Source organism: Candidatus Pelagibacter sp. Uisw_136 (assembly GCF_047720275.1).
Taxonomy (GTDB): Bacteria; Pseudomonadota; Alphaproteobacteria; order Pelagibacterales; family Pelagibacteraceae; genus Pelagibacter.
This window is the reverse complement of sequence record NZ_CP159812.1, coordinates 467,724-493,355: the sequence shown is the minus strand read 5'-3', so window position 1 is coordinate 493,355 and position 25,632 is coordinate 467,724. Positions and strand designations below refer to the sequence as shown.

The following is a 25,632-nucleotide window of genomic DNA, read 5'->3' as shown; positions in this document are numbered from 1 at the left end:
TTATCTATTTATTTTTGCGCGTTTGCAAATGCAGTTCCAATTGATGCATCAGATGTTTCCATTTGAGCAATAAAAGGTACTACGATTTTTGCATGAGCAGTCATGTGCTGGTAAACTTCATCAAAGAACTTATTTTCTTTTGAGTTCTTTAGAATAGTAGCTTTAGCAGCAGCCATATATTCAACAAAGTAATCAGCTGGAGTATCATGAAGTATAACACCGTGTTTGGTAGTTAATTCAATCAACGCTTTTCCATTTTCAACAGCTCTGTTTGTAATGTTTCTAGTTATCATCGCTTCAGAAGCAATTTCCATTGCATATTTTTCTTGCTTAGATAACTTATTGTAAACATCTTTGTTGAAGAAAATGTCTCCATTTACAACATTTTGGTGTAAGCCCTGAAGGTAGTAATTTTTCAATACCTTTTGGAAACCAAATACTAGATCTGGTTTTGGACAACACCATTCAGCAGCATCGATTGTTCCTTTTTCAAGTGCTGGAAGAATATCTCCACCACCCATTGAAACTGATGCAACACCAATGTCTTTATATGTTTGACCAGGAATTCCCGGAGGAGTTCTGAATCTGTATTTTCTGAAATCAGCCATGCTGTTGATTGGTTCTTTAAACCAACCTAAAGCTTCTGGACCAGAAGATGCCATGATGAAACCTTTTACGTTCATACCCATTTCGTCCCATAGTTGATCGTATAAAGCTTTTCCACCGTTATCAAAATACCATGCTAACCAAGATTTAGTACTTAAACCAATACCACCACCTGCAACTGGCGAACCAAATAACATTGCAGCAGGGTGATAGTTAGACCAATAGTGAGTCCAAGCAGCACCACCATCAACAAGACCCTTGTCAACAGCTTCTAATGTTTCTTTAACACCTACAACTTCTCCAGCTCCTAGAAGTTCAAATTTTAATGAACCACCAGTAAGGCCAGTAACTCTTTCAGCCCACATTCCTACGATTTGCGCATCATAAGAAGTTTTTGGAAAGGTCATTTGTATTTTTAAAGTTTTAGCTGAAGCAGAAGCAATAATAGATACTGCAAAAACTAAACTTAAAATCAATGTTGTGATTTTTTTCATGTTTTTCCCTCTCTGTTTTTTTATTAAGTCTTAATAAGATTAGAAATAAACATTATTGTAAGAGAAAAGTAAAACTTAAAATAATGTAAATATTAAAGATACAACCTATGGTATATTACAATCAATTGAGTTACTTAGTATACTTTTTATACCGTTAAATTACTTAACAAATAAAATTTTTATTTATTTCCCTTTGGATCAAATGGGTAATTCCAGGCATCACCACCAATCATTTTAGATATACCCGAATAATCAGTATCACTATCACCCTCATCACAGAATTTTGAAAAAATTTCTAAAGCAGCTTTACCCAATGGTGTAGAGGCATCAACAGATTGAGCAGCATCCATGGCTAATCTTAAATCCTTCCTCATCATTGCCGCTGTAAAACCTGGTCGGTATTTATTATTTGAAGGAACTCCATCAGTAAGATTTGGTAAAGGTGTATAATTAGTCATAGCCCAATTATTTCCTGAAGCTGCTTTTATTATTTCATGAACCTTTTTAATATCCATTTTTAATCTTTTAGCTAACATTAAAGATTCAGATGCTGCTATCATAGAAATTCCTAAAGACATATTGTTACAAATTTTCACGCCTACTCCACTTCCTTGATCACCTGCATGTAAGATTTTTTGTCCCATAATTTCAAATAAAGGTTTTGCTAATGCTACAGCTTCATCGCTTCCACCTACTAAAAAATTTAATTTTCCAATTCTTGCCCCCATCACACCACCAGTAACTGGTGCATCTATCATTTTAATTCCAAATTTTTTTGCTTCATTGCCTAGCTCTAGAGAAGTCTCAATATCAATTGTTGAGCAATCAATTATCAAGCATTCTTTTGGAATTTTATTTAGTATTCCTTTATCTCCTAAATAAAGAGATCGAACATGTTTACCTTCTGGTAACATGGATATGACAGTGCTGGCACCATCTAATAATTCATCAATAGCGGATACAACATTTAATCCTGACTCTTTTGCAATTTTTATTACCTCTGGTGAAACATCAAAAGCTTTCACTTCTTTACCAGCTTTAACCAATTGATCAGCCATAGGGTTTCCCATATTGCCAACACCTATAAATGCAATGTGATTAGTCATCTAAATTTGATTTACCTCTATTAATTAAAACTGTTTTACTTTGTGTGAAGTGATTAATCATACTATCAAAAGCATATTCTTTACCTAAACCACTCATTTTAATTCCTCCGTAAGAAACATTAGCTCTTGGAGCCACACATTGATTTACCTGAACAAAGCCAGCTTCAATCTCATCTACAAATTGCAATGCTCTAGATAGATTTTGTGTCCATAAAACTGCTGATAAACCAAAGGGTGTGTCGTTAGCACTTCTCATAACTTCATCAAAATTTTTAAATGGAATGGCGCAAGCAACAGGTCCAAATACCTCTTCTTGACATACAGGAGATTCTACAGGAACGCCTGATAATAAAGTTGGTTCATAGAAAAACCCCTCTTTATAATCTCCTCCTCTAGGTTGATTGCCACCATGTAATACTTTTGCAGATGAGGTTTTTTTTGCGATATCCATATAATGTAAAGTTCTTTTGAGCTGTTCATCAGATATTATTGCACCAATATCAGATTTAGTATCAAGTGCATTTCCCATCTTAAGTTTGCTCAATTTAGAAACCACCCCTTCTAAAACTTTATCATAAATTTTTTCGTGTATATAAACCCTTGATCCGGCAGTGCATGCTTGGCCTTGACGAGTATACCTCATACCATCAATTACACCTTGTATTGCTATATCCAAGTCAGCATCACTCATTATAATATTTGGGTTTTTTCCACCTAATTCTAATGTAACAGGGCATAATTTTGGAGCAGCCTTCATTGCAATAATTTTTCCAACAGAAAACGATCCTGTAAAAGTAACCTTTCTAACTTTAGGATGATCAATTAAAGGTTCACCACACTCTTCTCCATAACCTGAAATGACATTTAAAACTCCAGGAGGAAGTTCTTGTTGTAATATTTCACATAAGAGTAAAGCACAAAGTGGTGCTTGCTCAGCAGTTTTTAACACTACAGTATTTCCCGCTACAATAGCTGGTGCAATTTTTGCAACTGTTAAAAATAAAGGAGCGTTCCAAGGAATAATTGCACAAACAACTCCAATTGGATCTTTGGTTGTGTAATGAATTGTATTTGGAATGTTTGGTGGGTAATTTTCACCTTTTATTTCTCCTGCAAGTCCAGCAAACATATAAGTTAATTCAATTGATGCTGCTGTCTCTGGTATGGCTTGAGTTCTTAGTGCGTTACCAGTATCTAAAGCTAATAGTGTTTCAATTTCATTTTTTCTATCTTCTAATTTTCTAGCAGCAGCCGTCATTATTTTACCACGTTCTCTCGCAGGTACTTTTTTCCATTTTTGAAATGCAGCTTCTGCTGAATCAACCGCTATATTTACATCAACCTTATTACACTGTGGAGCTTCACCAATATTTTCACCTGTACTTGGATTTAATACACTAATTTTAGCTTCAGCTTTAGCAGGTGACAATTTTCCATTGATTAAAATCTTATTAGATAATCTTTTTGCATTACCTTTTGCTAATTCTAAATTATTTGTAAAATCATCACTCATTAATTGCTTATTTCACCTTTTCTTGTTTTTGCAGCTAACCATCCACCGTCAATTTTTATCTCAGATCCATTTATAAAATCAGCATCATCGCTAGATAGAAAAACAGCTGCACCAGATATATCAGACGGTAAACCCCAACGTCCAACTATTGTTTCTTTTCCCCAAGCCTCTCCATTGGTAGGGTCTTCAGCAAATTTTTGATTGAAGGGTGTTGAAATTAGCCCAGGACAAATAGTATTAACATTGATATTTTTCCCAGTTAAATCGACCGCTAAGGCTCTCGTTAAACCAAGTATACCAGATTTTGCAGCAACATAGGCTACTCTATCAGGTCTACCCATAAAACTTGCAATAGATCCAAAATTAATAATTTTTCCTTTACCATTTTTTATCATATGAGGAATAACAGACTTACAGCATAGATATGGTCCAGTTAAGTTTACCGATATCATGTCATCCCATTGCTGTTTTGTATGATCTAGAATATTGTTAATATGTCTTATACCAGCATTGTTAATAAGAATATCAATCTTACCAAATTTTTTAATAGCCGCTTCAGCCATGTTATTTGCACTATCTTCTTCAGCAACATTTGTTTCTACAACAATTGCTTCACCATTATTATCTTGAATTTCTTTAGAAATTTTTTCACCATTTTCAATGTCCATTTCAGCAATAACAATTTTTGCCCCCTCACTTGCTAGTCTTAAACAAATCTCTGCACCAATTCCTTTTCCACCACCTGTGACTATTGCTATTCTATCTTTTAGTTTCATTGAAATCCTGTAGTAAAAATTTTTAATTTTATTTAGGTTATTACTTTTTAAAATTTTAATCAAAACAAATAATAAATATAAAGTTTATTTATGGTATTATAACTAAACTAGTATACTAAACATACTATGGTAAATAAATTAGAAATAAATAAAGATCCATTAAACAATGCATTAAAATTAATTAGTGGAAAGTGGAAAATTAAGATTCTTGAAAAGTTAAGTAATAGACCAATAAGATTTGGTAAACTTAAGAAAAATTTAGATACTATAACTTCTCAAATGCTGTCTAAACAATTAAAAGAAATGGAGAATGACACTCTAGTAAAAAGAAAGGTTATTAAATCAAATCCAATAACTGTTGAATACTCTTTAACACAATTTGGGAGCTCTAGCTTACCAATAATTAGATCTTTGATTAAATGGGGAAGTATTAATAAAAGAAAAATGTCACGTGTTATTGAAAAAGATCAGGAAAGAGCAATTGATTTATTAAATGATGAAATTAGATTTAAAAACTTACAAAGAAAAAACTTCTATGGATAGAATGATATTACTTATGAGGGCCAAGTTTTTTATTTTCACTCTGCCAAGCTTTAATTCCACCTTTTAAAACCGAAATATTAGTAAAGCCCAAATCTTCAGAAAATGAATTAGCTAACATTGATGCCGTTTCTCCATCATGACTTATAAAAATCAAATTAACATCTTGAGATTGAGAAGCGGCTAATGCTCTAATTTTATCCATAACATACACTTGAAATTTACCATTGTTATCAAAAGCTGTTTCTGGGAATGAACCTTTGATAACTCCTGTTTTATCCCACTCTTCTTCTGTTCTAATATCTAATGCTACAGCATTATTTTCAATCATCTCTATTAATTCATCTGATGAAACTGATTTATAACTAGGATCTAAAACGTCAATTACTTCAAATTCAAATATAAGATCTGTATTAGGTGGTATAATATCTCCACCTCCCTTTTCTCCATAAGCTAATTCAGCTGGAATTTTAATTTTTCTTTTAGTTCCTTTAGTGGTTCCTATTATTCCTTGTTCAAAACCAGGAATTACCTCTTTCATACTCATTTGCACTACTAAAGGTCTATCCTTACCGATATTAGTATCAAAAACTTTTCCATTTTCAAATGAGCCTGTGTATTCAAGCTGAACCCAAGAATGTTTTATAATCTTTTTTCCCATACCAGGCTTATCACTGATAATTTCAATTTCAACAGACTGAACTTGAAATGATAAAGATAAAAAAATTGTACATATAAGTATTAATATTTTTTTCATTATTTTATAATTGTTCAATTATCAGAAATAAATATGATTTTCTATATATTATTAGATTATTAATAAAAATTAAATTATAAAAATATGTATGGATAGTTTTGACTACGTTATTATTGGAGCTGGATCAGCTGGATGTGTTTTGGCAAATAGATTGTCTGAAAACCCAAAAAATAAAGTTCTTTTAATTGAAGCTGGTGGTAAAGATAATTACCCATGGATTCATATTCCTGTTGGATATTTTAAAACCATGCACAATCCAAATGTAGACTGGTGTTATAATACAGAACCTGATGAAACCATGAACAATAGATCCATAAGATACCCTAGGGGTAAAACTTTAGGCGGAAGCTCTTCAATTAATGGTTTATTATATGTTAGGGGTCAAAGTAGAGACTATGATATCTGGAGACAATTGGGTAACAAAAGTTGGAGCTGGGATGATGTATTACCTTATTTTATAAAAGCAGAAAATCAAGAAAGAGGTGAAAATGAGTTTCATGGTGTTGGTGGTCCTTTGTCAGTTTCAGACCAAAGAATTCAATTGCCACTGTTAAATGAATTTCAAAAAGCTGCTGAAGAGTTTGGTGTTCCAAAAACTAAAGATTTTAATACAGGAGACAATCATGGTTGTGGTTATTTTCAAGTAACTGAAAAAGATGGCTTTAGATGTAGCACTGCCGTTGGCTATCTTAACCCAATAAAAAAAAGACCTAATCTAAAAATAATTACAAAAGCTCATGTTAAAAAGATTAATTTTGAAAACAAAGTTGCTAAAGAAGTTGAGTACTGGATTGAAAATGAATTATTCACTGTAAATGCTAGCAAAGAAATTGTCTTATCTTCAGGCGCAATTGGTTCTCCACAATTATTACAAGTATCTGGAGTTGGTAATTCAGATAAATTAAAAAAACTAGGAATTGAGATGGTACATGAATTAAAGGGTGTTGGTGAAAATTTACAAGACCATTTAATGTTTAGACCAATATATAAAATACAAAATATAAAATCTCTTAATAAAAAAATTAACAGTTTATTTGGCAACTTATTAATTGGATTAGAGTATGTCTTTAATAGAAGTGGACCCATGACTATGGGTGCAAGTCAGATGTGTATGTTTGCAAAAAGTGATCCATCGTTGGAACTACCTGATTTACAGTGGCATGTTCAACCAATGAGTATGGATACATTGGGTGCAACTAAGAATCATGATTTTCACGGTTTCACTCCAACTGTTTCACAAATAAGACCCACCAGTAGAGGACACATTAGTGTAATAGATAAAGATTCTCGAACTTACGCAAAAATAAAAATGAACTACCTATCCACTGATGAAGATAGAAGAATAGCTGCAGCAGGTCTTAAATTAACTAGAAAAATTGTTTTAGAGTCTGAGACTTTCAAAAAATTTAGCCCAGAAGAATATCGTCCCGGACCTCATTTAACAGAAGATGAAGATATATTAAAAGCAGCAGCAGACTATGCTCAAACAATATTTCATCCGGTTGGAACATGTAAAATGGGTCAAGACGATATGGCTGTTGTTGATGACCAATTAAAAGTTCATGGTGTAAAAAATTTAAGAGTGATTGATGCTTCTATAATGCCTAATATCACCTCTGGAAATACTAATGCACCTACAATAATGATTGCAGAAAAAGGTGCTGATATGATATTAAGCAACTGATGTTTGCAGAATTATTTGGACCTGAACAGCTTGTAATCTTAGGTCAAATCATATTTATAGATTTAGTCTTAGCAGGAGATAATGCCATTATTATTGGAATGGTTGCTTCTAAATTTCCAGCAGAACAAAGAAAAAAGGTAATCTTTTGGGGAATAGGTGGTGCGGTAATTTTAAGAATTATCCTAACCATGTTAACTGCCTATTTATTACAAATAACAGGATTGAGACTGATAGGTGGATTGCTTCTTCTTTATATTGTCTACAAACTCTATACAGATGTCATCAAAGGTCAGCCAGGTGATGAAGATGTTAAGGTAGATAACTCAAGTTTCATGAAAGCTATCTGGACAGTTTTACTTGCTGATTTTACAATGAGTTTGGATAATGTTTTGGGTGTAGCTGGTGCTGCTGGTGATCACTATGTATTGCTAGTATTTGGTTTAGCTTTATCAATAATTCTTATGGCAACAGCTGCAACCGTAATATCAAGATGGATTAATGAATATAAATGGATAGCTTGGATTGGCTTAATTGCTATACTAGTTGTTGCAATCGAATTGATCTATACTGATTTAAAATTATTTATTTAAATGTATTTACAAAAAATAAATCTTAAAAACAAATATGCATTAGTTACAGGTGCAGGTAAAGGATTGGGAAGAGCCTGCTCTATCGCTCTTGCTGAAGCTGGAGCTACAATTATCGCATTAAGCAGAACTCAATCAGATCTTGATAAACTTGAAAAAGAAATAAAAAAGATAAAAGGTAAAGTTATCAAAGTTAATTGTGATGTAATGAATTACAAAGAATTAAAAGAAAATCTAGATAAGATTAAAATCATAGATATTTTAGTTAATAATGCCGGTACAAATATTCCGGAACCTTTTGAAAAAATTAAACAAGAAAGTATGAACTACTTAGTAGATTTAAACCTTAAAGCAGCTTTTAATGTTGCTCAATTAGTTGTTAAAAAGATGTTAAAGAATAAAAAAAGAGGTGGATCAATTATTAACATGTCCTCACAACTTGGCCATGTTGGAATGGCGGGTAGAAATGTTTATAATATGACAAAATTTGGAATTGAAGGTTTAACTAAAGGTATGGGTGTTGAGCTTGCAAAAAATAATATCAGAGTAAATACAGTAGCCCCGACTTTTGTTGCAACGCCAATGGTTAAAAAATTTTTTAAAAATAAAGCATTTAAAAAACTTGCTTTAGGAAATATTCCTATGGGAAAATTAGCAACAGAAAGTGATGTTGCAACAAGTGTTTGTTTCTTAGCTTCTTCAGCATCATCAATGGTTACAGCCACATCAATTCTAGTAGACGGTGGATGGACTGCAAAGTAATATATAAATTACTTTTATTAGTAGCGTTATTTTTTTCAACTCAATCTTTTGCGGCAGAATTTCAGGGTAAATTTATTCAAGGACATTTCATTATTGGAAAAACTGATCCTGGTACTTCAATATTGGTAGATAAAAAAAAAATTAAAGTCTCAAAGGATGGTTATTTTGCATTTGGGATTGAAAAAGATAGAAAATTTGACATTACAATCACTGAAAACAATAACAAAATTATAAAAAAAATAAAAAAGAGAAAATATAATATTCAAAAAATTGATGGCTTACCTAAAAAAAAGGTTACACCACCTGAAGAATTTTATGTAAGAATTAAAAAAGAAAATAAACTAATTGCTGATGCTAGAGAGATTGAAACTGACTTACAGTTTTTTAAAGAAAAATTTATTATTCCTGTTGATGATGCAATAATTACCGGTGTTTACGGCAGCCAAAGAATTTTAAATGGTATACCCAAATGGCCCCACTATGGTTTGGATTTTGCCCAAAAAAAGGGTGCTCCTGTTAAAGCAATGAATAACGGTATTGTTACTCTAGCTGAAAAAGACTTGTTTTATACAGGTGCAACTTTAATATTTGACCATGGTCATGGAATTTCAACTCTGTACATGCATATGGATGAAATTTTTGTAAATGTAGGTGATCACGTTAAAAAAGGAGATATCATCGCAACTGTTGGATCTTCAGGTAGATCAACTGGACCTCATCTTGATGTAAGGCTTAATTGGTTTGGTACTAGACTGGATCCTGCAACAATTTTAGAAATCAAATAGATCCTTAATGATAATCTCTAAACAATCTATAGGTATAATATTTGGAATTCTTGCTTATTTTTCTTTCTCCATATTAGATGCTACACAAAAAACATTAATTTTATACCATTCAGTATTTCAATTATTGCTTGTTAAGTATTTTTTTGTTTTATTTTTAAGCCTAGTAGAATCAAAAAGAAAAAATAATATTTATTTTTACAAATCAAAAAGTATTAAGTTACAAATTTTCAGGAGTTTATTATCTGTTATAGAATCTGGATTCTTTGTATTATCTTTCAAATATTTATCACTTGCAGACACTCACAGTGTGGGCTCTTTAGCTCCAGTGATCGTAGTTGCTTTATCAGCTATTTTTTTAAAAGAAAAAGTATCCACAAAAACATGGATAGCTATTTTTGTTGGATTTATTGGCGTTTTAATTATTTTAAGACCCACCTCTTCAATTTTTGATCCTAAGGCCTTATTGCCACTTTTAGCAGCATTTGCATTGGGGCTTTATCAGGTTGTAACAAAAAAAGTGTCTGAGCATGACACAACTGAAACATCATTATTTTATACTTCTATCATTGGAATTTTTGCTATGTCTTTCTTGGCTTCAAACTTTTGGAGTCCAATATCCTCATCGTCTTACATTCTTTTTTTAATTGTTGGTATTTTTTTCTCATTAGGAATTTATCTTCAAATAATTGCTTTAAGTATGGCTAGCGCAAGCATTATTCAACCTTTTCATTATACTTTGATATTTTGGGCTATAGTTTTTGGTTATATTTTTTATAACGATATTCCTGACTTATTCACAATTGTTGGAGCAGTAATAATAACAATTTCTGGTATTTTTGTACTTACTCAATCTACAAAGAGTTAAGTTAATAAATAAGTTTTAATCTAGACTAAATCTTTTAATTATATTAATTAACTAATAATGAAAAAAACCTTAATAGAAAAAACGGCAGATAAATTAGTTAACGCATTTGTTAGCAATAAAATAATTGCACCCCTTCCAACAAAATTTACAAAAAAATTAAGTGAAGCTCAAAAGCTAAGAAAATTGTGTGAGAGTAAAGTTAAAGATCCAATAATTGGATTTAAAGCTGCAGGAACAGGTATACCTGTCATGAAAAAACTTAAAGAAAAGAAGCCCTTCTATGCTTCTATTTTTGAAAAGAATTTTATAAAAAGTGGAAAAAAGGTAAAAATTAATAAATCAACTTTAGGTATAGAACTTGAAGTTTGTTACTTAATTAAGAAAAACTTTTTCTCATCTAAGGCGTCAATTACTTTGAAAAATGTGACAAAGTATATTTCACATATGGCTCCCTGTATTGAAGTTATCGGTTATAGACAAAAGAAAAAAGGCATAACTAGTTTTGGTGATTTATGTAGTGATTTTGGTGCAAATGTTAAGTTTTTGATTGGACAAAAGAAAAAATACAAAAAAATTAATATTGGAAACTTAAAGACAAATATTTCTAATAAAAAAATTGGACAAAGTGTCGATGGAAATACAAACACTGTTTACATAAATCCCTTAAACTCACTCAGATTTGTGTTGAATGAATTGAAAAAAGATAAAGTAAGTCTTGATAAAGATTTTTATGTATTCACCGGATCAACTGTTGGTGTTGTCCCAATTTTAGGTAAAGGCCTTTATACTGGAAAAGTAGCTCAGCTTGGTTCAGCTAAAGCAATTATTCACTAAATTTTAGAATATCATTTAACAAAAGCCTTAATAATTAACAATAATTTGGGTTCGTTTTAATATGAATAAATAAAAATTTAAGCTTGCTTGTGCTTAATATTTTTAAAAGTTATAGTTTTAATTATGGCATTGCACTTTAGCAAACAAGAATTTCAAAAAAGAAAACTAGCAATATTAAATTCTATGAAAGAGCAAAACCTAGATGCTCTTTTAATGTTCAGACAAGAGTCTATGTTTTGGCTTACAGGATACGACACCTTTGGTTATGTTTTTTTTCAAACTTTAATACTAGACCAAAAAGGAAACATTATTCTTTTAACAAGGGCTCCAGATTTAAGACAAGCACAAAACACCTCGAACATTGAAGATATAAGAATTTGGCTAGATAAAGACCAATCTAACCCTACAGATGATCTTAAAATCATCTTAAATGAACTGAATTTAAAAGATAAAAAAATTGGAATTGAATATGAAGCTTACGGTATGACAGGTCGTAATGCTTTAAGACTCAATAAATCACTAGAAAGTTATTGTGAAGTAGAAGATCAATCTGAATTAATTACTAAGCATAGGGTTATTAAATCACAAGATGAGATTGTTTATGTAAAAAAAGCTGCAGAACTTGCCGATCTAGGTCTTGATGAAGCGTGGAAATATGCAAAAGCTGGTGCTAGTGATGCAAAAATTTTAGCTGAAATGCAAAGAGTTGTTTTAGAAGGTGGTGGTGATTATCCGGCAAATGAATATATTATTGGCTCAGGACACAACGCATTACTATGCAGATACCAATCTGAGAAAAGAATTCTATCAGAAACTGATCAGTTAACTATTGAATGGGCTGGAACATATAAACATTATCACTCTGCAATGTTTAGAACTATCCCTATTGGTAAAGCTGATCCAAAACATATTAAGATGCATGAGGCCTGCGTTGAAGCTTTAAATAATTGTGCAAAGACTTTAATACCAGGAAAAACTGCTGGAGATGTATTTGATATACACGCAAAAACTTTTGATGACCTCGGATACAATAAAGCAAGAATGAATGCTTGTGGTTATTCATTGGGTTCAACCTTCTCTCCCAACTGGATGGACTGGCCAATGCTATACACAGGTAATCCTTATAAGATTGTTCCTGGTAATGTCTTCTTCATGCACATGATATTGATGGATTCAGATAACAATTTAGCCATGAATTTAGGTGAAACCTATTTAGTAACTGAGAATGGTAACGAAAGATTAGGTAAGCAAAAACTTGATTTAGTAGTACTTTAGGCCTCTATCTTCTAGTTTGCTTCTAGTCATTCTATAAAATCTCATAACCCAGAACCACAATCCCTAAAAATTTTATCATTCGCAATTTGTATTATTGATTTAATTTCATAATGTTATTACTTAAAATAAAATTATATATTTCATCTGCAACTTTTCTAGTGCCCAGCTTTGTAAAATGTATTTCGTCATAAAAATATTTAAATTGCTTGTTTAATTTACTGTCTAAATCAAAATATATAATATTATCACCTTCCATTTTCTTAAGATAATTATTGTAGATATTTATAGCCTTAAGCATTTGACCTGGCTCTAATTTATTTCTCCAAAAAAAATCTGAATATTGTTTAGCAGAATTAACCTCATACATATTAGGATGATTAACAAAAATACATTTAATTTTTTTTTTATTACAAAATTGAACTATTCTATCTAAATAATACTTAGAATTTTTTGAGACCGAGTTGATGATTTGGCCATTTTTTTTTAACTTATTAATTTTAGGAATAATTAAATTTTTTTCACTTGTTTGATAGCCTGCATGATATTTTATAAAGTATATATTTCTTATTTTTTTTAAAAGAACATAAAAAATACTTATTTCAAAAGGCATGTAGTAGGAATAAAAACTATTTGTTTTTTTAGGATTGCTAATGTGTAAAGTAATATCATTAAATGGAATTTTAAAAACGAATAAGTCAGGATTATAATTTTTCATTGCATTGATTGTTTTTAGATGATCTTTTAAAAGAAGCCCATTTACAGAGGTGTTTATAATTTCTATTTCTTTATTTATTTTCAATAATTTTCTATTAAGAAGATTGGCCCATGTTTCATCATCATTAACATGATCATCTAAACTAGTGCTACCTCCAATTATGATTATTCTAAAACCTTTTTTATTTTCATAGTCAATTTCAATTTCAGTATTTTTCCTAAAGCCAAAATAATCTGTTGAAAACTTCACTTGTTCATCTAAGGCAATTTCTATACTACTTTTGTTTATTATATTTGAAGTATAAAACATAGAACTGGGAAATTTAGGATAATCCATACCAATATTAGAATAATTTAATACTGGTATGGAAATTAAATTAATTATTGGTATTAAAAATAATAAATATTTTAAACTTTTAAATCTATCTTGATTCATTTTGTAAAAAATTAAATATGAAAATGAGCAACAAATCAAAAATATTAACAATATAAATGAACTTGATGAATTGGGCGCAGTAAGACTGTTTTGATATGACTTATAAGTTAAAAAAGAAACTATAAGTGTAATTATAAAAATTGTTAACTTCTTAATCAAAAATCATACCAGATGTAAATTATTTTAGTATTGTTGCATGTTATAAATTTTACAATTTCTTAGGTTTCATATCAGATTTTTTTATAACAGTTACTTTAACTGATTTCTTCATTGCATCTCTCCTAAATGATTCGCCAAACTCTTGGTTTAGAATTACTCCAATAAAGGTTGTAATACTTTTTTTGCTTTCTGATGTCCATAAATTATTAATTTGTTTATATTACGAATAAAATTAAATGTAAACTTTAGTTACAACTCAAGGTGTTCTTTAGTTTTTTTTAAAATTTAACTTTTAGTTTAGCTAATTGTTTACTCTTTTTTACATTCGTATCTATTAGATTTGATTTCTCCATTAAATTTCCAACTAAAAGTCACAGTACCAGATAAACAATCAATAGTTACTTTTTGTCTTTCTCCTTGTGCTGTACCTGGAGAATAAGTAGCTTATCTTTAGTAAATTTAATTGCATCTGGTAATGTCATCTTTATGCATGTGATCCCTATAGATTCTGATAGTAAACTTGCGATGAATTTAGGGGAGACGTATTTAATGACCGAGACTGGTAACGAAAGATTAGAAAAACAGAAGCTAGATTTAGTTTTTCTATAAAGTTTACTTGATCTAAATTTTATTATTATCTCTAGCTATACTATTTTTTTATAAAACTGATGATACTTTTTTTTAGTGTGTCACTTAAAATTAAAGTTCCTTTTTCATTTGGGTGCATACCATCATCTTGATTAAGATCAGGTTTTAAAGCAACACCTTCTAATAAAAAGGGTATTAAATTTAGATTATATTTTTTAGCTAAATTTGGATAAATATTATCAAACTTTTTTTTATAAGCAAATCCGTGAGTTGTTGGAGCAATCATACCTGCTAAAATTATTTCTATATTTTTTAGTTTTGCGGTTTGAATAATTTTTTCTATATTTTTTTCTGTCTCAATGGGGCTTATTCCTCTTAACATATCGTTAGCACCTAATCCTAAAATCATTAAATCAATATCAGGTTGAGATAAAGACCACTCAGCTCGATTTAATCCACCAGCAGATGTGCTGCCAGATACGCTTCCATCAATAACCTCAAGATTATAACCACTATCATTAAGATTGTTTTGAAGAACAATGGCTAAATGTTTTTCCTGCGGAAGTCCATAACCAGCCATTAAGCTATCGCCAAATAAGATAACGTTTTCTAAAGCATTGACGTTTATGCTCACTAGACAGAAGGCAATAATTTTAATAATAAATCTTTTAATCATGGATAGTCTTCTTAAGCTAAAAAACGTTAATCTTAAATACCAAACTGGTAATGATACTATTAAGGTTTTAAAGAATATTAATTTAGAGACTAAAAAAAATGAGTCTATTTCAATAGTTGGAGAAAGTGGCTCTGGAAAAACAAGCTTAATCATGCTTGCTGGGGGATTAGAGAAAGCAACTTCTGGTAAGATATTTTTTGAAGATCAAGAAATATCTAAAATGAGTGAAGATAAAGTTTCTAAAATTAGAAGAAAGAACATAGGTATAGTTTTTCAATCTTTCTATCTTATTCCAAATTACACTGCTGTTGAAAATGTTGCTCTAACTTTGGAATTAAATAATTTAAAAAACTCTAACAAACGAGCTAAAGAGTTGTTGGATCGATTTGGATTAAAGAATAGATTTAACAATTTACCAAGCCAACTTTCAGGCGGTGAACAGCAGCGTGTAGCAATTGCAAGAGCTATAGCTATGAAGCCAAAACTAATTTTAGCAGATGAGCCTACAGGAAATCTAGACAGTGAAAACTCTCAAATGATTGCAGATATTTTGTTTAAATATATTAAGGAAGAAAAATCATCTTTAATTATGGTCACTCACGACCCAAAACTTGCAAATAAAGCAAAAAGAAAAATTAAAATAAAAGATGGAAAAATTGTCTAAGCTTTCAGAGTACAAGTTAACTTTGATTTATGCCTTAAGAGACTTGAGTAGAAATTATAAAAAAATCTCTAGTATTATTTTAACACTTTTTATCAGTTTATTTATCTTAAGTTCAATTTTTACAATTGAGGATAGTTTAAATAAAGAATTAAATAATAACTCAAGAGCCCTTTTGGGTGGTGATATTGAAATTGACTATAATCGTAATGTTGGCAATTTAGAATTAATTGACCAAGTTAAGGAATTTTCTACTGTTTCACAAATAGTTGAGTTTAGTACCATGATCTCAACTACCAATAAGACTAAAAATAAATCAATATTTTCTAGAATTAAAACTGTAGATGAAAATTATCCTTTATTTGGCAAAGTGGGTTATGAGCCAAGTGGTGCGTTTGAAAGGTTACAAACTACAGAAAATACAATCCTTGTTAATGAAAATATCTTCAAAAATCTTAATTTAGAAATAAATGATAAAATCAAAGTTCAAGACAAACTCTTTACCGTGATTGGTATCGTAAAATCGGTGCCTGACATTGGGGGTGCTTTTGTATTTGGTGATTTTGCTTTAGCTGGCAAACAAACATTAGAATCACTAAAACTTAACAACCTAGGCAGCTTTTTAAACTATGAATATAAAGTAAGATTTAATGAGGGAGATAATCCAAAAGCTTTATCTAAAAAGATTGAGCAATTATTCAAAGATGAAAAAAAGGTTAGACTTAGATATCACGAAAAATCTGACGGTCCTTTAAAGAGAATAATTGATAATTTCTCTCAGTTTTTATCTCTTGTATCTATTAGTGCAATGTTAATTGCAGGAATTGGGATTGCTAACACCCTACTTTCATTCATTAATCAGAATAATATGTCTATAGCAGTTAAGAAGTCTTTGGGCTTTTTCTCAAAGGATATAAAAATAGTCTACTATCTACAATTACTCATTCTATTATTCATAATATCAACTGCTGCCTACTCTTTTAGTTTCTTTTTAGTCCCAATTGTTGATGTTTATTTGTCAGCAGGTCTTGGGTTAAATATTGAAGGTAGCTTTTCTATTCTTAATTATTTCAAAGTTTTTTCAGTTGGTTTATTAGTATTAATCATATTTTCTATACCAACTATTAACGCAATTGATCAAGTTAAGGCATCAAACTTGTTTAGAAATGTATTTCAAAACCTACAATTTTATTATTCAAAGAAATCAATTGTTTTAAGTCTATTCTTATTATCAGTTTTAATTTCTTTATTTACTATTGGTTCAGCTCAACCCATTTATAGCTTGGGTTATTTTGGGGCATTCTTTATTTGTCTATTAGTTTTTTATTTATTATCAAACTTGATTATTAAATTATTTAAAGGTCTTAAAGAGCACCCAAATATTTCAATTAAAGTATCTGTTAAAAATATCACTCAAACTAAAAGCATTACTCCTATAACTATTATGTCCTTAGGTTTAGGTGTCACATTATTGCTAACTTTAGCTTTTGTAGGTTCAAATTTTAAAAGAGAAATTGCAAAATCTATACCAGAGCTTGCTCCTGATTATTTTTTCATTGGTATTCAAAGTGATGAAAGACAAATATTTGAAGATTTAATTTTTGACATGGATAAAGAAGCTAACCTTGAAATTGTACCAATGGTTTCAACGGGTATTGTAAAAATTAATGGAATAGATCCAAATACCTATATCGATTCAAGTAATGACAGTCAGTGGGTAATTAGAAATGACAGAAGGTCTTCTTGGGCTGATAAAATTTTAAAAGATAACCCAATTATAGAAGGAAAGTGGTGGGATTTAGATAGACCTGATAAACTTCAAATTTCTCTCGATAGCAAAATTGCTAAAGATTTTGATATTAAAATTGGTGATATTTTTACTTTAAATATTTATGGACGTGAAATTGAAGGTGAGATTGTAAACTTTAGATTAGTAGATTACAGAGATTTTACTATTAACTTTGCAATGTTATTAAATCCTCAATTTGCAAAAAATATACCTCACGAATATTTGGCTACTTCAAAGTTTAAAAGCTTAGAGAATTTTAATGAAACTGCTTTACTAGATAAAATGCCTAGTCTTTCTATTATAAAAATCACTGATTACTTGGAAAAAGTAACAGATCTTTTAAACAAAGTATTTATTGCTGTAACTGTTATCTCTGCAATAACTATAGTCATTGGTTTAATTGTAATATCCAGTGCAATTATAGTGCAAGGTAAAATTAAAGAATTTCAAAATTTAATATTTAAGATTTTAGGTTTTTCAAAAGTTGAAGTTGTACTCTCTTCAATTATTGAATTTTTTATTATATTCACATCCATAATTCTAATAGCTCTGTTTTTTGCGGTAATAGGTTCACAATTTATCATTGAAAATATTTTTCAAATCACTTGGAAGTTTGATTTAGCAATATTTTTACAGGTAACTATTGGAATTGGACTGGCTACATTAATCTTAATTATGATTACTAATTTTAAGTATTTAAGCCCTAAAGTTTATCCACTTATAAGAAATCAATAACTACACATCAGATCGAGATCTAAACCTCTCAAACATCAATCTTGATTTAACTCCAATATTTAAAAATGGCTGAGGTGGAAGCCAAGTTGGTTTACTTCTGGATTCTATTATATCAATTTCATCACTATTTTCATTACTTGCTTTAATTGCTATCTGCTCACCAAATAAAGTCCCAACTCCAATACCAGAACCATTATAGCAACCTGCTACAAAAACATTATCATCAATTTTATCAAATATTTGTGAACTATTTCTTGTTCTGGATACAATCCCAGACCAACTAGATTTAATAATATCATCTGCTAAACTCGGAAATCTTTTTTTAATTCCAAGTTTTTGAGTTAAAGATCTTTTATCTAAATCTGATTTAGACATTTTAAAAGGATTATGAACTTCTGCTGTATTTCTAATTAAAATTCTTTTATCTTTTGTCATTCTAATAGTTGCACCCATTGGTCTAACAGGTAACACACCCCACTCTTTAGGTTCGCCAATGGACTTATATTCTCTATCAGTTAATGTTCTTGTCATACTTGCAGTTAAAGTTAAGGGAAAATTATAATTATTTTTTATACCAAGCGATTTTAAAAAACCATTGGTGCAAAAAATAATCTTTTTAGTAATTATTTTATGATTACTAAATATACAAATAATTGTATCACTATTTTTTGACCATGCATCTAATTGGGTGTTTTCTAATAGCTCAACATTATCTGGTAAAGTGTCAACCATAGCTCTAACTAATTTTCCTGGATGTAATAAAATTCCACCTTTAGTATAAAGTGCTAAGTTATAAAAATTCGTACCCAATCTTTTACCTAAATCATCTTTATCTAAAATATTATGCTCAATGTTTAATTTTAATAAAGTTTTGCTAAAATTTTCTAAAATCTTTCTGTCTTTTTCATTTGATGACGCAAAATATTTTCCACATTCATTCCAATCACAATCTACCTGATGCTCTTTAATAAATTTTTTTACAACATCAATTCCTAATTTATAAATGTCTGTTTTCTTTTTATAATTAGAAAGTTCTTTATTTGAGGTGAAACCATCATTAAGGGTAGTATCTACTAAATAACCTGAGTTCCTTCCACTTGCACCCTCACCTGCTAATTGGGCATCAATAACAATAATTTTTTGATTGGGATGAAGTTCTGATAATTTTCTAGCAGCAGACAACCCAGTATAACCAGCGCCTATTATTAACCAGTCACAGGATTTATCTTTATCTAAAACTTTTATATTAGATCTTCTAACAAGGTCGTTAATCCAACTACACCCTAAATCGTTAACTATCTTCATATTTTTAGTAAGTTGCTCTTTCATCTGTGAGGTCATAAACAGCACCTGTTACTACAACTTTATTTTTTAAATCAATCTTATTCTTAATCATTGAATAATTTTAATTGTTAGTAAAATTAAAACCTTCATAGTTTTTTAAAACAATGTCTTCACAAATCTTTTTATACTTTGGAAGTCCAGATGGGTAAGGCATAAAAACTTTGGGTTTTCCTTCAATATTACCACCATATAACCATGAACTTTTAGACTCTGGTATTAATGTTTCATCTACAGCTTTATCGATTATCTCTCTCCACTTTAAAGAGTATTCATTATTAGTTTCAATTGCTGAATATTTATTTTTTTCCATATGTGAAATACAATCAGTTATAAACTCTACATGTTGCTCAATAGCCATTGGAACATTTGTTAATACTGAGGGACTTCCAGGTCCAGTAATCATAAAAAAATTTGGAAACCCTGGTATCTGAAGACCTAGATAAGTTAATGGACCATTTTTCCATAATTCACTGAGTTTGATATTATTTTTACCCACCATATCAATTGATAATAGTGCACCTGTAATAGCGTCATACCCTGTTGCAAATACAATTATGTCAAATTCATAGTTATTTTCTATGGTGCTGATTCCAGTTTCAGTAATTTCTTTTATTGAATCTTTCGAGATATCAATTAATTCGACACTATCTTTATTAAAAGTTTCATAATAATCTGTATTTAAGGTTGGTCTTCTGGTTGCAAATGGATAGTTAAAATCTGTTACAACTTTAGCATAATCTTTATTTTGCATTGTTGCTTCTACTTTTTCTTTAATAAAATTAACAATTGTTTTGTTAGCATTCAAGTTTGTTGTTATATCCTTAAAAAGACCACGAAAACCCAACCCACCTTTTTGCCACCCATTTTCATAAATTTTTTTTCTATCTTCATTACTTACATCCAAAGCTGATTGACTTGAAAAATGAAAAGCATGACCAGTTGGTGTTGACTTAATTAAATCTCTAATTTCTTGATAGCTATCTTTTATCTTTTTTTTATATTCATCATTAACAATTTCATTTCTTGCTGGAATACTAAAATTTGGCGATCTTTGAAAAATTGAAAGCTTCTTTGCTGATTTGGCTATCTCAGGTGCTAGCTGTATTCCTGTAGAACCAACACCAATTTGTGCAACTCTTTTATTTTTAAAATCTACACCAGTATGAGGCCATTTTCCTGTGTGGTACCATTTACCTTTAAATTTACTTAAACCATTTATCTTTGGAATATTGGCTGCTGATAAACAACCAACAGCACTAATTAAATATTTACATGAAAAGGTTTTATCTTTATTAGTTTTGATGTTCCATAAATTACTTTTCTCATCGAAATGTGCTTTAATAACTTTATTATCAAAAAGCATATCTTTTTTTAAACTTAATTTTTCAACAACGTAGTTTAAATATTCTAAGATAATATCTTGTTTTGAATATTTTTCAGGCCATGACCAATTTTCAAATATTTCTTTTGAAAATGTAAAGTTGTAAGTGTGACTTTCTGAATCACATCTGGCTCCTGGATATCTATTCCAATACCAAGTGCCACCCAAATCCTTACCTGACTCAATTATTAGAGTATTAAGTTTTAATTTATCTCTTAAGCTGTGAAGTTGATAAATACCAGAAAAGCCTGCACCAATTATTATAGCATCATAACTAATCATAATAGAATATTCATAATTTAAATTTAATCTAATTCAAATTCCTTGGTATAATCTTTTTTTAATGACGGATTTTGATCTTTTTTATCCAAATAACAATTGCCAATAATTAATTTATCCAAATCTGTTCCCATAAAACAATAGAATGCATCTAGTGGAGTATTAACAATTGGCTCTCCCCTAACATTAAAAGATGTATTTACAAGAATTGGACAATTTGTTTTCTCTTTAAATTTTTTAATTAATCTAAAATATTTTTCATTAGTTTCTTTGTGGACTGTTTGTATTCTTGCAGAGTAATCAACATGGGTAACAGCTGGTATTTCTGATCTTTTGATATTTAGCTTATCTATGCCAAATAGGTTTTTTTGATCTTCAGTCATCTCAATGATTTTATCATTATTAATATTTGAAACCATTAACATGTATGGACTATCCACATTAATATCGAACCACTCTGATAAATCTTCTTTTAATATTGATGGTGCAAATGGACGAAAACTTTCTCTATATTTGACTTTTAAATTTAAATTTTTTTGCATTTTTTCTGATCTTGGATCACCTAGAATAGATCTTCCACCAAGTGCACGCGGACCAAATTCCATTCTTCCTTGAAACCAACCAACCGCCTCTTCTTTTGATAAATCTGTAGCAGTTTTATCTAATAATTCTTCATCTTTAATAATTTCATATTTTGCACCAGCTTTATCAAGTTGTTCTTCAATTTCTTTTTGTGAATATTCTGGTCCTAGATAAGAACCCTGCATACTGTCTTTAAGATCAATTGATCTAGGATTATTTTGTTCTATATGCCACAAAGCCAATGCAGCACCTAAAGATCCCCCAGCATCACCTGCTGCAGGCTGAACCCAGATATTATCAAATATTTTTTCTTTTAATATTCTTCCATTAGCAACACAATTAAGGGCAACACCTCCAGCTAAACATAGATTGGATATATTAAATTCTTCTTTTAAGGATTTGGCAATTTTAATCATTATATCTTCCGTCACCTTTTGAATAGATGCAGCAATATCCATGTGATATTGAGTTAGCTTTTCATGTTTAGCATCTCTGACTTTTTGGCCAAATAAGTTATCAAATTTTTTATTGGTCATTGTTAAGCCAGTTGCATAATTAAAGTATGACTGATCTAAATGAAATGAACCATCTTCTTTTATATCAATTAAATTACTCTTAATTTTATCTTCGTAAATTGGATCTCCATAAGGTGCTAAACCCATAAGCTTATATTCACCACTATTTACTTTAAAGCCAGTGTAATAAGTAAATGCCGAATAAAGCAATCCTAAAGAATGAGGAAAATGAATCTCTTTTTTAATTTCTAAATTGTTTCCCTTACCAATGGCGATTGTTGTTGTAGCCCATTCACCTACTCCATCAGCAGTTAATACTACCGCTTCTTCAAATGGGGAAGGGAAAAATGCACTTGCAGCATGACTTAAATGATGGTCTGAAAAATAAATTTTTTTATCGTCATTAAAGTTATCATCATGTTTTTTTAATTCATTAAAAAGCATTTTTTTTTGAAAAAGTTTATCCTTTAACCATATTGGCATTGCCATGCAGAAAGATTTAAAGCCTCTTGGAGCAAAGGCAACATAAGTTTCAAGTAATCTTTCAAATTTTAAAAAAGGTTTTTCAAAAAAAATAACTTGATCAACTTGACTAAGTTTAATTTTTGCAAAATTTAAAACAAATTCGATTGCATTAAACGGATAACTTGCGTCATGTTTTTTTCTAGTAAATCTTTCTTCTTGAGCAGCAGCTATAATCTTGCCGTCTACAAGAATAGTTGCAGCACTGTCATGATAAAATGCTGAAATACCCAATATAGTTTTCACTTAAAAAATTGTATAAATAAATGGAGCCACAGCTGTACCTTGACTTAAAACAATCAATCCACCAAATAATACTAAAACTAATAGAATTGGTAGTAGCCAATATTTTTTTCTAACTTTTAAAAATTCCCAAAATTCTTTTAAAAAATCCATAACTAAAATTGATTTTTCATCTTACTTTCAATTTTAGATTTTTCAATCCAATATGTCTTCTTATTACCTTTTTTCAAATTTAATAAATTCTTTCCTAAAACTCTCATAATTACAGATGTGGGTGTAACAATAGCAAAGAAAACTATACCCATGACTATTGGTGAAACAAAGCTACCTAATAAAATTCCAAATTTAAACCAAATTTTGTTTAATGGGGTTAAAACTTTTGAATTCAATAATCCTAAAATTAAAAAAATTATAGCAATCATTAAGGACCAAATTCTAATATTTCCATCCTTAAATAAAGGAAATGTTGAAACTATTAAGAAGAATAGAAAAAAAACTATTCCAAAACTTTTATTTGTTCCAATTTTAATATTACTATTTTTCAAATCAAATTAGTGAAGGTTGCTTGATCATGTCTTCTTTATTGATCCCTGCAACTTTAACTGGTCTTTTCATAGCATCTCTTCTGAAAGGCTCTCCCAGTTCTTGGTTGAGAATTACTTCAATAAATGTTGTAATCCCTTTCTTTTGATCTTCACATGATTGCATGATAGCGGCTGTAGTCTCTTCCATGGTTCGAACAGTAACACCTTTTAATCCACAAGCATCAGCAACTTTTGCATAACTTAATTCTGGATCAAGCTCTGTTCCAACAAAATTATCATCAAACCATAAAGTAGTATTTCTTTTTTCAGCTCCCCACTGATAGTTTCTAAAAATTACCATTGAAATTGCTGGCCATTCTGGTCTTGCCACTGAACTCATTTCGTTCATGCTGATACCGAATGCACCATCACCTGCAAAACCAATTACTGGTGTTTCAGGACATCCAATTTTTGCCCCAAGAATTGCTGGAAAACCATAACCACAAGGACCAAATAATCCTGGTGCTAAATATTTTCTACCTTTTTCAAATGTAGGATAAGCATTTCCAATTGCACAGTTGTTACCAATATCACTTGAGATAATTACATCATCAGGCATTCCTGCTTGAATTCCTCTCCAAGCTTCTCTTGGAGACATTCTGTCTGCATCTCTTTTTCTAGCTTCTGCATTCCAAACTGTACCTTCATCATCATCTTCATGATCTAGACTTGATAACTCTTGCAACCAAGCAGATTTGGTTTGGTGAATTGTATTCTTTCTCTCTTCTCTATTCATGTCCCCTGCTGTTGAAGAAAGTTGAGCTAAGATTTGTTGAGATACTAATTTTGCATCCCCACAAATACCAACTGATACTTTTTTAGTTAAACCAATTCTGTCTGAATTCATATCAACTTGAATGATACTTGCATCTTTTGGCCAGTAATCCATTCCATAACCAGGTAAAGTTGAGAAAGGGTTTAATCTTGTGCCGAGTGCAAGAACAACATCAGCTTTCTTAATTAATTCCATTCCTGCTTTTGATCCGTTATACCCTAATGGTCCAGCTGCTAATGGGTGACTTCCTGGGAAACTATCATTGTGTTGATACCCTGAGCAAACTGGGGCATCTAATTTCTCAGCTAATTTTTTACAATCTTCAATCGCCCCACCAATTACAACACCAGCACCAGATAATATTACTGGAAACTTTGCGTTTGATAGTAAGTCAGCTGCTTTTTTAATTGCATCAACTCCACCTGCTTGTCTCTCAAGTCTAACAATTGGAGGAAGGTCAATATCAATTACTTGTGTCCAATAATCTCTTGGAACATTTATTTGTGCAGGAGCTGATCCTCTGATCGCTTTTTCAATTACTCTATTTAATACTTCTGCCATTCTTGAAGCGTCTCTAACTTCTTCTTGGTAGCAAACCATATCTTTAAATAAATTCATTTGTTCTACTTCTTGAAAACCACCTTGACCCATAGTTTTATTAGCAGCTTGAGGTGTAACTAAAAGTAATGGTGTGTGGTTCCAGTATGCAGTTTTAATTGGCGTAACAAGACCTGTAATTCCAGGACCATTTTGTGCAATGACCATTGACATTTTACCAGTAGATCTTGTGTAACCATCTGCAATTAATCCACCGTTTGTCTCATGAGCAACATCCCAAAAGGTTATACCAGCATCAGGAAAAATATCCGATATTGGCATAAAAGCTGAACCAATAATTCCGAATGCGTGTTCAATTCCATGCATTTGTAAAACTTTTACAAAAGCTTCTTCTGTTGTCATTTTAGTCATAATAATTAGGCCTTCCTGCTTAAGTTGTTAAAAAATCTATAAATAAATTGTTAATTTTAAAGATTAATATATAAGAATTAAAAAATTTCAAACAAA

General features: G+C 30.4%; 23 protein-coding genes. 10 read left to right on the top strand and 13 right to left on the bottom strand.

The annotated features are described in order from the left end of the window. Positions 1-8: 8 nt before the first annotated feature. The 4 genes from ABXT53_RS02545 to ABXT53_RS02530 form a co-directional block, all read right to left on the bottom strand. Positions 9-1,100: a TRAP transporter substrate-binding protein gene (locus ABXT53_RS02545; protein WP_415291087.1), complete on the bottom strand. Its 1,092-nt coding sequence runs from the start codon at positions 1,098-1,100 to the stop codon at positions 9-11. 179 nt (positions 1,101-1,279) lie between these two features. Beyond that, entirely contained in the window at positions 1,280-2,206 is a 927-nt protein-coding gene (mmsB, locus tag ABXT53_RS02540) for a 3-hydroxyisobutyrate dehydrogenase (protein WP_415291085.1), read from the bottom strand. After that, positions 2,199-3,719, bottom strand: a complete 1,521-nt coding sequence (locus tag ABXT53_RS02535) for an aldehyde dehydrogenase family protein (RefSeq protein ID WP_415291084.1) — start codon at positions 3,717-3,719, stop codon at positions 2,199-2,201. The genes mmsB and ABXT53_RS02535 overlap by 8 nt, the downstream gene beginning before the upstream one ends. After that, entirely contained in the window at positions 3,719-4,495 is a 777-nt protein-coding gene (locus ABXT53_RS02530; protein ID WP_415291083.1) for an SDR family NAD(P)-dependent oxidoreductase, read from the bottom strand. Before ABXT53_RS02530 ends, ABXT53_RS02535 begins: the two co-directional genes overlap by 1 nt. Positions 4,496-4,621: 126 nt before the next feature. Here ABXT53_RS02530 and ABXT53_RS02525 point away from each other — a divergent pair, with 126 nt between their 5' ends. Then, a complete protein-coding gene (locus ABXT53_RS02525; RefSeq protein WP_415291082.1) occupies positions 4,622-5,038 on the top strand; it encodes a winged helix-turn-helix transcriptional regulator in 417 nt (138 codons plus the stop codon). Between the two features lie 7 nt (positions 5,039-5,045). Here ABXT53_RS02525 and ABXT53_RS02520 read toward each other — a convergent pair whose 3' ends face one another. Then, positions 5,046-5,792: an FKBP-type peptidyl-prolyl cis-trans isomerase gene (locus ABXT53_RS02520; RefSeq protein ID WP_415291081.1), complete on the bottom strand. Its 747-nt coding sequence runs from the start codon at positions 5,790-5,792 to the stop codon at positions 5,046-5,048. 88 nt (positions 5,793-5,880) lie between these two features. Between ABXT53_RS02520 and ABXT53_RS02515 the strand changes: the two genes are divergently transcribed. From ABXT53_RS02515 to ABXT53_RS02485, 7 genes are all read left to right on the top strand, one after another. Further along, positions 5,881-7,476 carry a GMC family oxidoreductase gene (locus ABXT53_RS02515; RefSeq protein ID WP_415291080.1) on the top strand — a complete coding sequence of 532 codons (1,596 nt, stop codon included), beginning with the start codon at positions 5,881-5,883 and terminating at the stop codon, positions 7,474-7,476. After that, a complete protein-coding gene (locus tag ABXT53_RS02510) occupies positions 7,476-8,066 on the top strand; it encodes a TerC family protein (RefSeq protein ID WP_415291079.1) in 591 nt (196 codons plus the stop codon). Before ABXT53_RS02515 ends, ABXT53_RS02510 begins: the two co-directional genes overlap by 1 nt. Further along, positions 8,067-8,825: an SDR family NAD(P)-dependent oxidoreductase gene (locus tag ABXT53_RS02505; protein ID WP_415291078.1), complete on the top strand. Its 759-nt coding sequence runs from the start codon at positions 8,067-8,069 to the stop codon at positions 8,823-8,825. It abuts the gene before it with no gap. Next, positions 8,810-9,610: a M23 family metallopeptidase gene (locus tag ABXT53_RS02500; RefSeq protein ID WP_415291077.1), complete on the top strand. Its 801-nt coding sequence runs from the start codon at positions 8,810-8,812 to the stop codon at positions 9,608-9,610. Before ABXT53_RS02505 ends, ABXT53_RS02500 begins: the two co-directional genes overlap by 16 nt. Before the next feature lie 7 nt (positions 9,611-9,617). Next, positions 9,618-10,475 carry a DMT family transporter gene (locus ABXT53_RS02495; RefSeq protein WP_415291076.1) on the top strand — a complete coding sequence of 286 codons (858 nt, stop codon included), beginning with the start codon at positions 9,618-9,620 and terminating at the stop codon, positions 10,473-10,475. A gap of 57 nt (positions 10,476-10,532) precedes the next feature. Then, complete coding sequence (locus ABXT53_RS02490; protein ID WP_415291075.1) at positions 10,533-11,309, top strand: fumarylacetoacetate hydrolase; 777 nt, start codon at positions 10,533-10,535, stop codon at positions 11,307-11,309. A gap of 123 nt (positions 11,310-11,432) precedes the next feature. After that, a complete protein-coding gene (locus ABXT53_RS02485) occupies positions 11,433-12,584 on the top strand; it encodes a M24 family metallopeptidase (protein ID WP_415291074.1) in 1,152 nt (383 codons plus the stop codon). 91 nt (positions 12,585-12,675) lie between these two features. On the opposite strand, the gene ABXT53_RS02480 is transcribed toward ABXT53_RS02485, so the two are convergent. After that, positions 12,676-13,734, bottom strand: coding sequence for a hypothetical protein (locus ABXT53_RS02480; RefSeq protein WP_415291073.1), 1,059 nt, complete (start codon positions 13,732-13,734; stop codon positions 12,676-12,678). A gap of 808 nt (positions 13,735-14,542) precedes the next feature. Then, positions 14,543-15,157 carry an arylesterase gene (locus ABXT53_RS02475; protein ID WP_415291072.1) on the bottom strand — a complete coding sequence of 205 codons (615 nt, stop codon included), beginning with the start codon at positions 15,155-15,157 and terminating at the stop codon, positions 14,543-14,545. Here ABXT53_RS02475 and ABXT53_RS02470 point away from each other — a divergent pair. Then, complete coding sequence (locus ABXT53_RS02470) at positions 15,156-15,821, top strand: ABC transporter ATP-binding protein (protein ID WP_415291071.1); 666 nt, start codon at positions 15,156-15,158, stop codon at positions 15,819-15,821. The two genes, ABXT53_RS02475 and ABXT53_RS02470, sit on opposite strands and share 2 nt — an antisense overlap. Beyond that, positions 15,805-18,342, top strand: coding sequence for an ABC transporter permease (locus ABXT53_RS02465; RefSeq protein WP_415291070.1), 2,538 nt, complete (start codon positions 15,805-15,807; stop codon positions 18,340-18,342). The genes ABXT53_RS02470 and ABXT53_RS02465 overlap by 17 nt, the downstream gene beginning before the upstream one ends. On the opposite strand, the gene ABXT53_RS02460 is transcribed toward ABXT53_RS02465, so the two are convergent. The 6 genes from ABXT53_RS02460 to xsc all read right to left on the bottom strand — a co-directional run bounded on the left by ABXT53_RS02460 (position 18,343) and on the right by xsc (position 25,536). Continuing rightward, positions 18,343-19,647, bottom strand: a complete 1,305-nt coding sequence (locus ABXT53_RS02460) for an NAD(P)/FAD-dependent oxidoreductase (protein WP_415291302.1) — start codon at positions 19,645-19,647, stop codon at positions 18,343-18,345. 100 nt (positions 19,648-19,747) lie between these two features. Continuing rightward, entirely contained in the window at positions 19,748-21,349 is a 1,602-nt protein-coding gene (locus ABXT53_RS02455; RefSeq protein ID WP_415291069.1) for a flavin-containing monooxygenase, read from the bottom strand. 23 nt (positions 21,350-21,372) lie between these two features. After that, positions 21,373-23,211 (bottom strand): carbamoyltransferase, encoded by a 1,839-nt coding sequence (locus tag ABXT53_RS02450; RefSeq protein ID WP_415291068.1) that lies wholly within the window; start codon positions 23,209-23,211, stop codon positions 21,373-21,375. Further along, on the bottom strand, positions 23,212-23,361 hold the full coding sequence (locus tag ABXT53_RS02445; RefSeq protein ID WP_271741160.1) for a DUF5989 family protein: 150 nt from the start codon (positions 23,359-23,361) through the stop codon (positions 23,212-23,214). 2 nt (positions 23,362-23,363) lie between these two features. Then, positions 23,364-23,753 (bottom strand): SxtJ family membrane protein, encoded by a 390-nt coding sequence (locus ABXT53_RS02440; RefSeq protein ID WP_415291067.1) that lies wholly within the window; start codon positions 23,751-23,753, stop codon positions 23,364-23,366. A 1-nt stretch (position 23,754) separates the two neighbouring features. After that, the gene (gene xsc, locus ABXT53_RS02435; RefSeq protein WP_415291066.1) at positions 23,755-25,536 is read right to left on the bottom strand and encodes a sulfoacetaldehyde acetyltransferase; all 1,782 of its coding nucleotides are present in this window, start codon (positions 25,534-25,536) and stop codon (positions 23,755-23,757) included. Positions 25,537-25,632: the final 96 nt, after the last annotated feature.

What these genes read in the sequence shown, in the direction of transcription:
- ABXT53_RS02485 (WP_415291074.1), top strand. Translation starts at nt 11,433, where the DNA reads ATGGCATTGCACTTTAGCAAACAAGAATTTCAAAAAAGAAAACTAGCA.
- ABXT53_RS02475 (WP_415291072.1), bottom strand. Translation starts at nt 15,157, where the DNA reads ATGATTAAAAGATTTATTATTAAAATTATTGCCTTCTGTCTAGTGAGC.
- ABXT53_RS02510 (WP_415291079.1), top strand. Translation starts at nt 7,476, where the DNA reads ATGTTTGCAGAATTATTTGGACCTGAACAGCTTGTAATCTTAGGTCAA.
- ABXT53_RS02545 (WP_415291087.1), bottom strand. Translation starts at nt 1,100, where the DNA reads ATGAAAAAAATCACAACATTGATTTTAAGTTTAGTTTTTGCAGTATCT.
- ABXT53_RS02460 (WP_415291302.1), bottom strand. Translation starts at nt 19,647, where the DNA reads ATGAAGATAGTTAACGATTTAGGGTGTAGTTGGATTAACGACCTTGTT.
- ABXT53_RS02455 (WP_415291069.1), bottom strand. Translation starts at nt 21,349, where the DNA reads ATGATTAGTTATGATGCTATAATAATTGGTGCAGGCTTTTCTGGTATT.
- mmsB (WP_415291085.1), bottom strand. Translation starts at nt 2,206, where the DNA reads ATGACTAATCACATTGCATTTATAGGTGTTGGCAATATGGGAAACCCT.
- ABXT53_RS02480 (WP_415291073.1), bottom strand. Translation starts at nt 13,734, where the DNA reads ATGAATCAAGATAGATTTAAAAGTTTAAAATATTTATTATTTTTAATA.
- ABXT53_RS02445 (WP_271741160.1), bottom strand. Translation starts at nt 23,361, where the DNA reads ATGGATTTTTTAAAAGAATTTTGGGAATTTTTAAAAGTTAGAAAAAAA.
- ABXT53_RS02535 (WP_415291084.1), bottom strand. Translation starts at nt 3,719, where the DNA reads ATGAGTGATGATTTTACAAATAATTTAGAATTAGCAAAAGGTAATGCA.
- ABXT53_RS02495 (WP_415291076.1), top strand. Translation starts at nt 9,618, where the DNA reads ATGATAATCTCTAAACAATCTATAGGTATAATATTTGGAATTCTTGCT.
- ABXT53_RS02520 (WP_415291081.1), bottom strand. Translation starts at nt 5,792, where the DNA reads ATGAAAAAAATATTAATACTTATATGTACAATTTTTTTATCTTTATCA.
- xsc (WP_415291066.1), bottom strand. Translation starts at nt 25,536, where the DNA reads ATGACTAAAATGACAACAGAAGAAGCTTTTGTAAAAGTTTTACAAATG.
- ABXT53_RS02515 (WP_415291080.1), top strand. Translation starts at nt 5,881, where the DNA reads ATGGATAGTTTTGACTACGTTATTATTGGAGCTGGATCAGCTGGATGT.
- ABXT53_RS02525 (WP_415291082.1), top strand. Translation starts at nt 4,622, where the DNA reads ATGGTAAATAAATTAGAAATAAATAAAGATCCATTAAACAATGCATTA.
- ABXT53_RS02505 (WP_415291078.1), top strand. Translation starts at nt 8,067, where the DNA reads ATGTATTTACAAAAAATAAATCTTAAAAACAAATATGCATTAGTTACA.
- ABXT53_RS02470 (WP_415291071.1), top strand. Translation starts at nt 15,156, where the DNA reads ATGGATAGTCTTCTTAAGCTAAAAAACGTTAATCTTAAATACCAAACT.
- ABXT53_RS02530 (WP_415291083.1), bottom strand. Translation starts at nt 4,495, where the DNA reads ATGAAACTAAAAGATAGAATAGCAATAGTCACAGGTGGTGGAAAAGGA.
- ABXT53_RS02465 (WP_415291070.1), top strand. Translation starts at nt 15,805, where the DNA reads ATGGAAAAATTGTCTAAGCTTTCAGAGTACAAGTTAACTTTGATTTAT.
- ABXT53_RS02490 (WP_415291075.1), top strand. Translation starts at nt 10,533, where the DNA reads ATGAAAAAAACCTTAATAGAAAAAACGGCAGATAAATTAGTTAACGCA.
- ABXT53_RS02500 (WP_415291077.1), top strand. Translation starts at nt 8,810, where the DNA reads ATGGACTGCAAAGTAATATATAAATTACTTTTATTAGTAGCGTTATTT.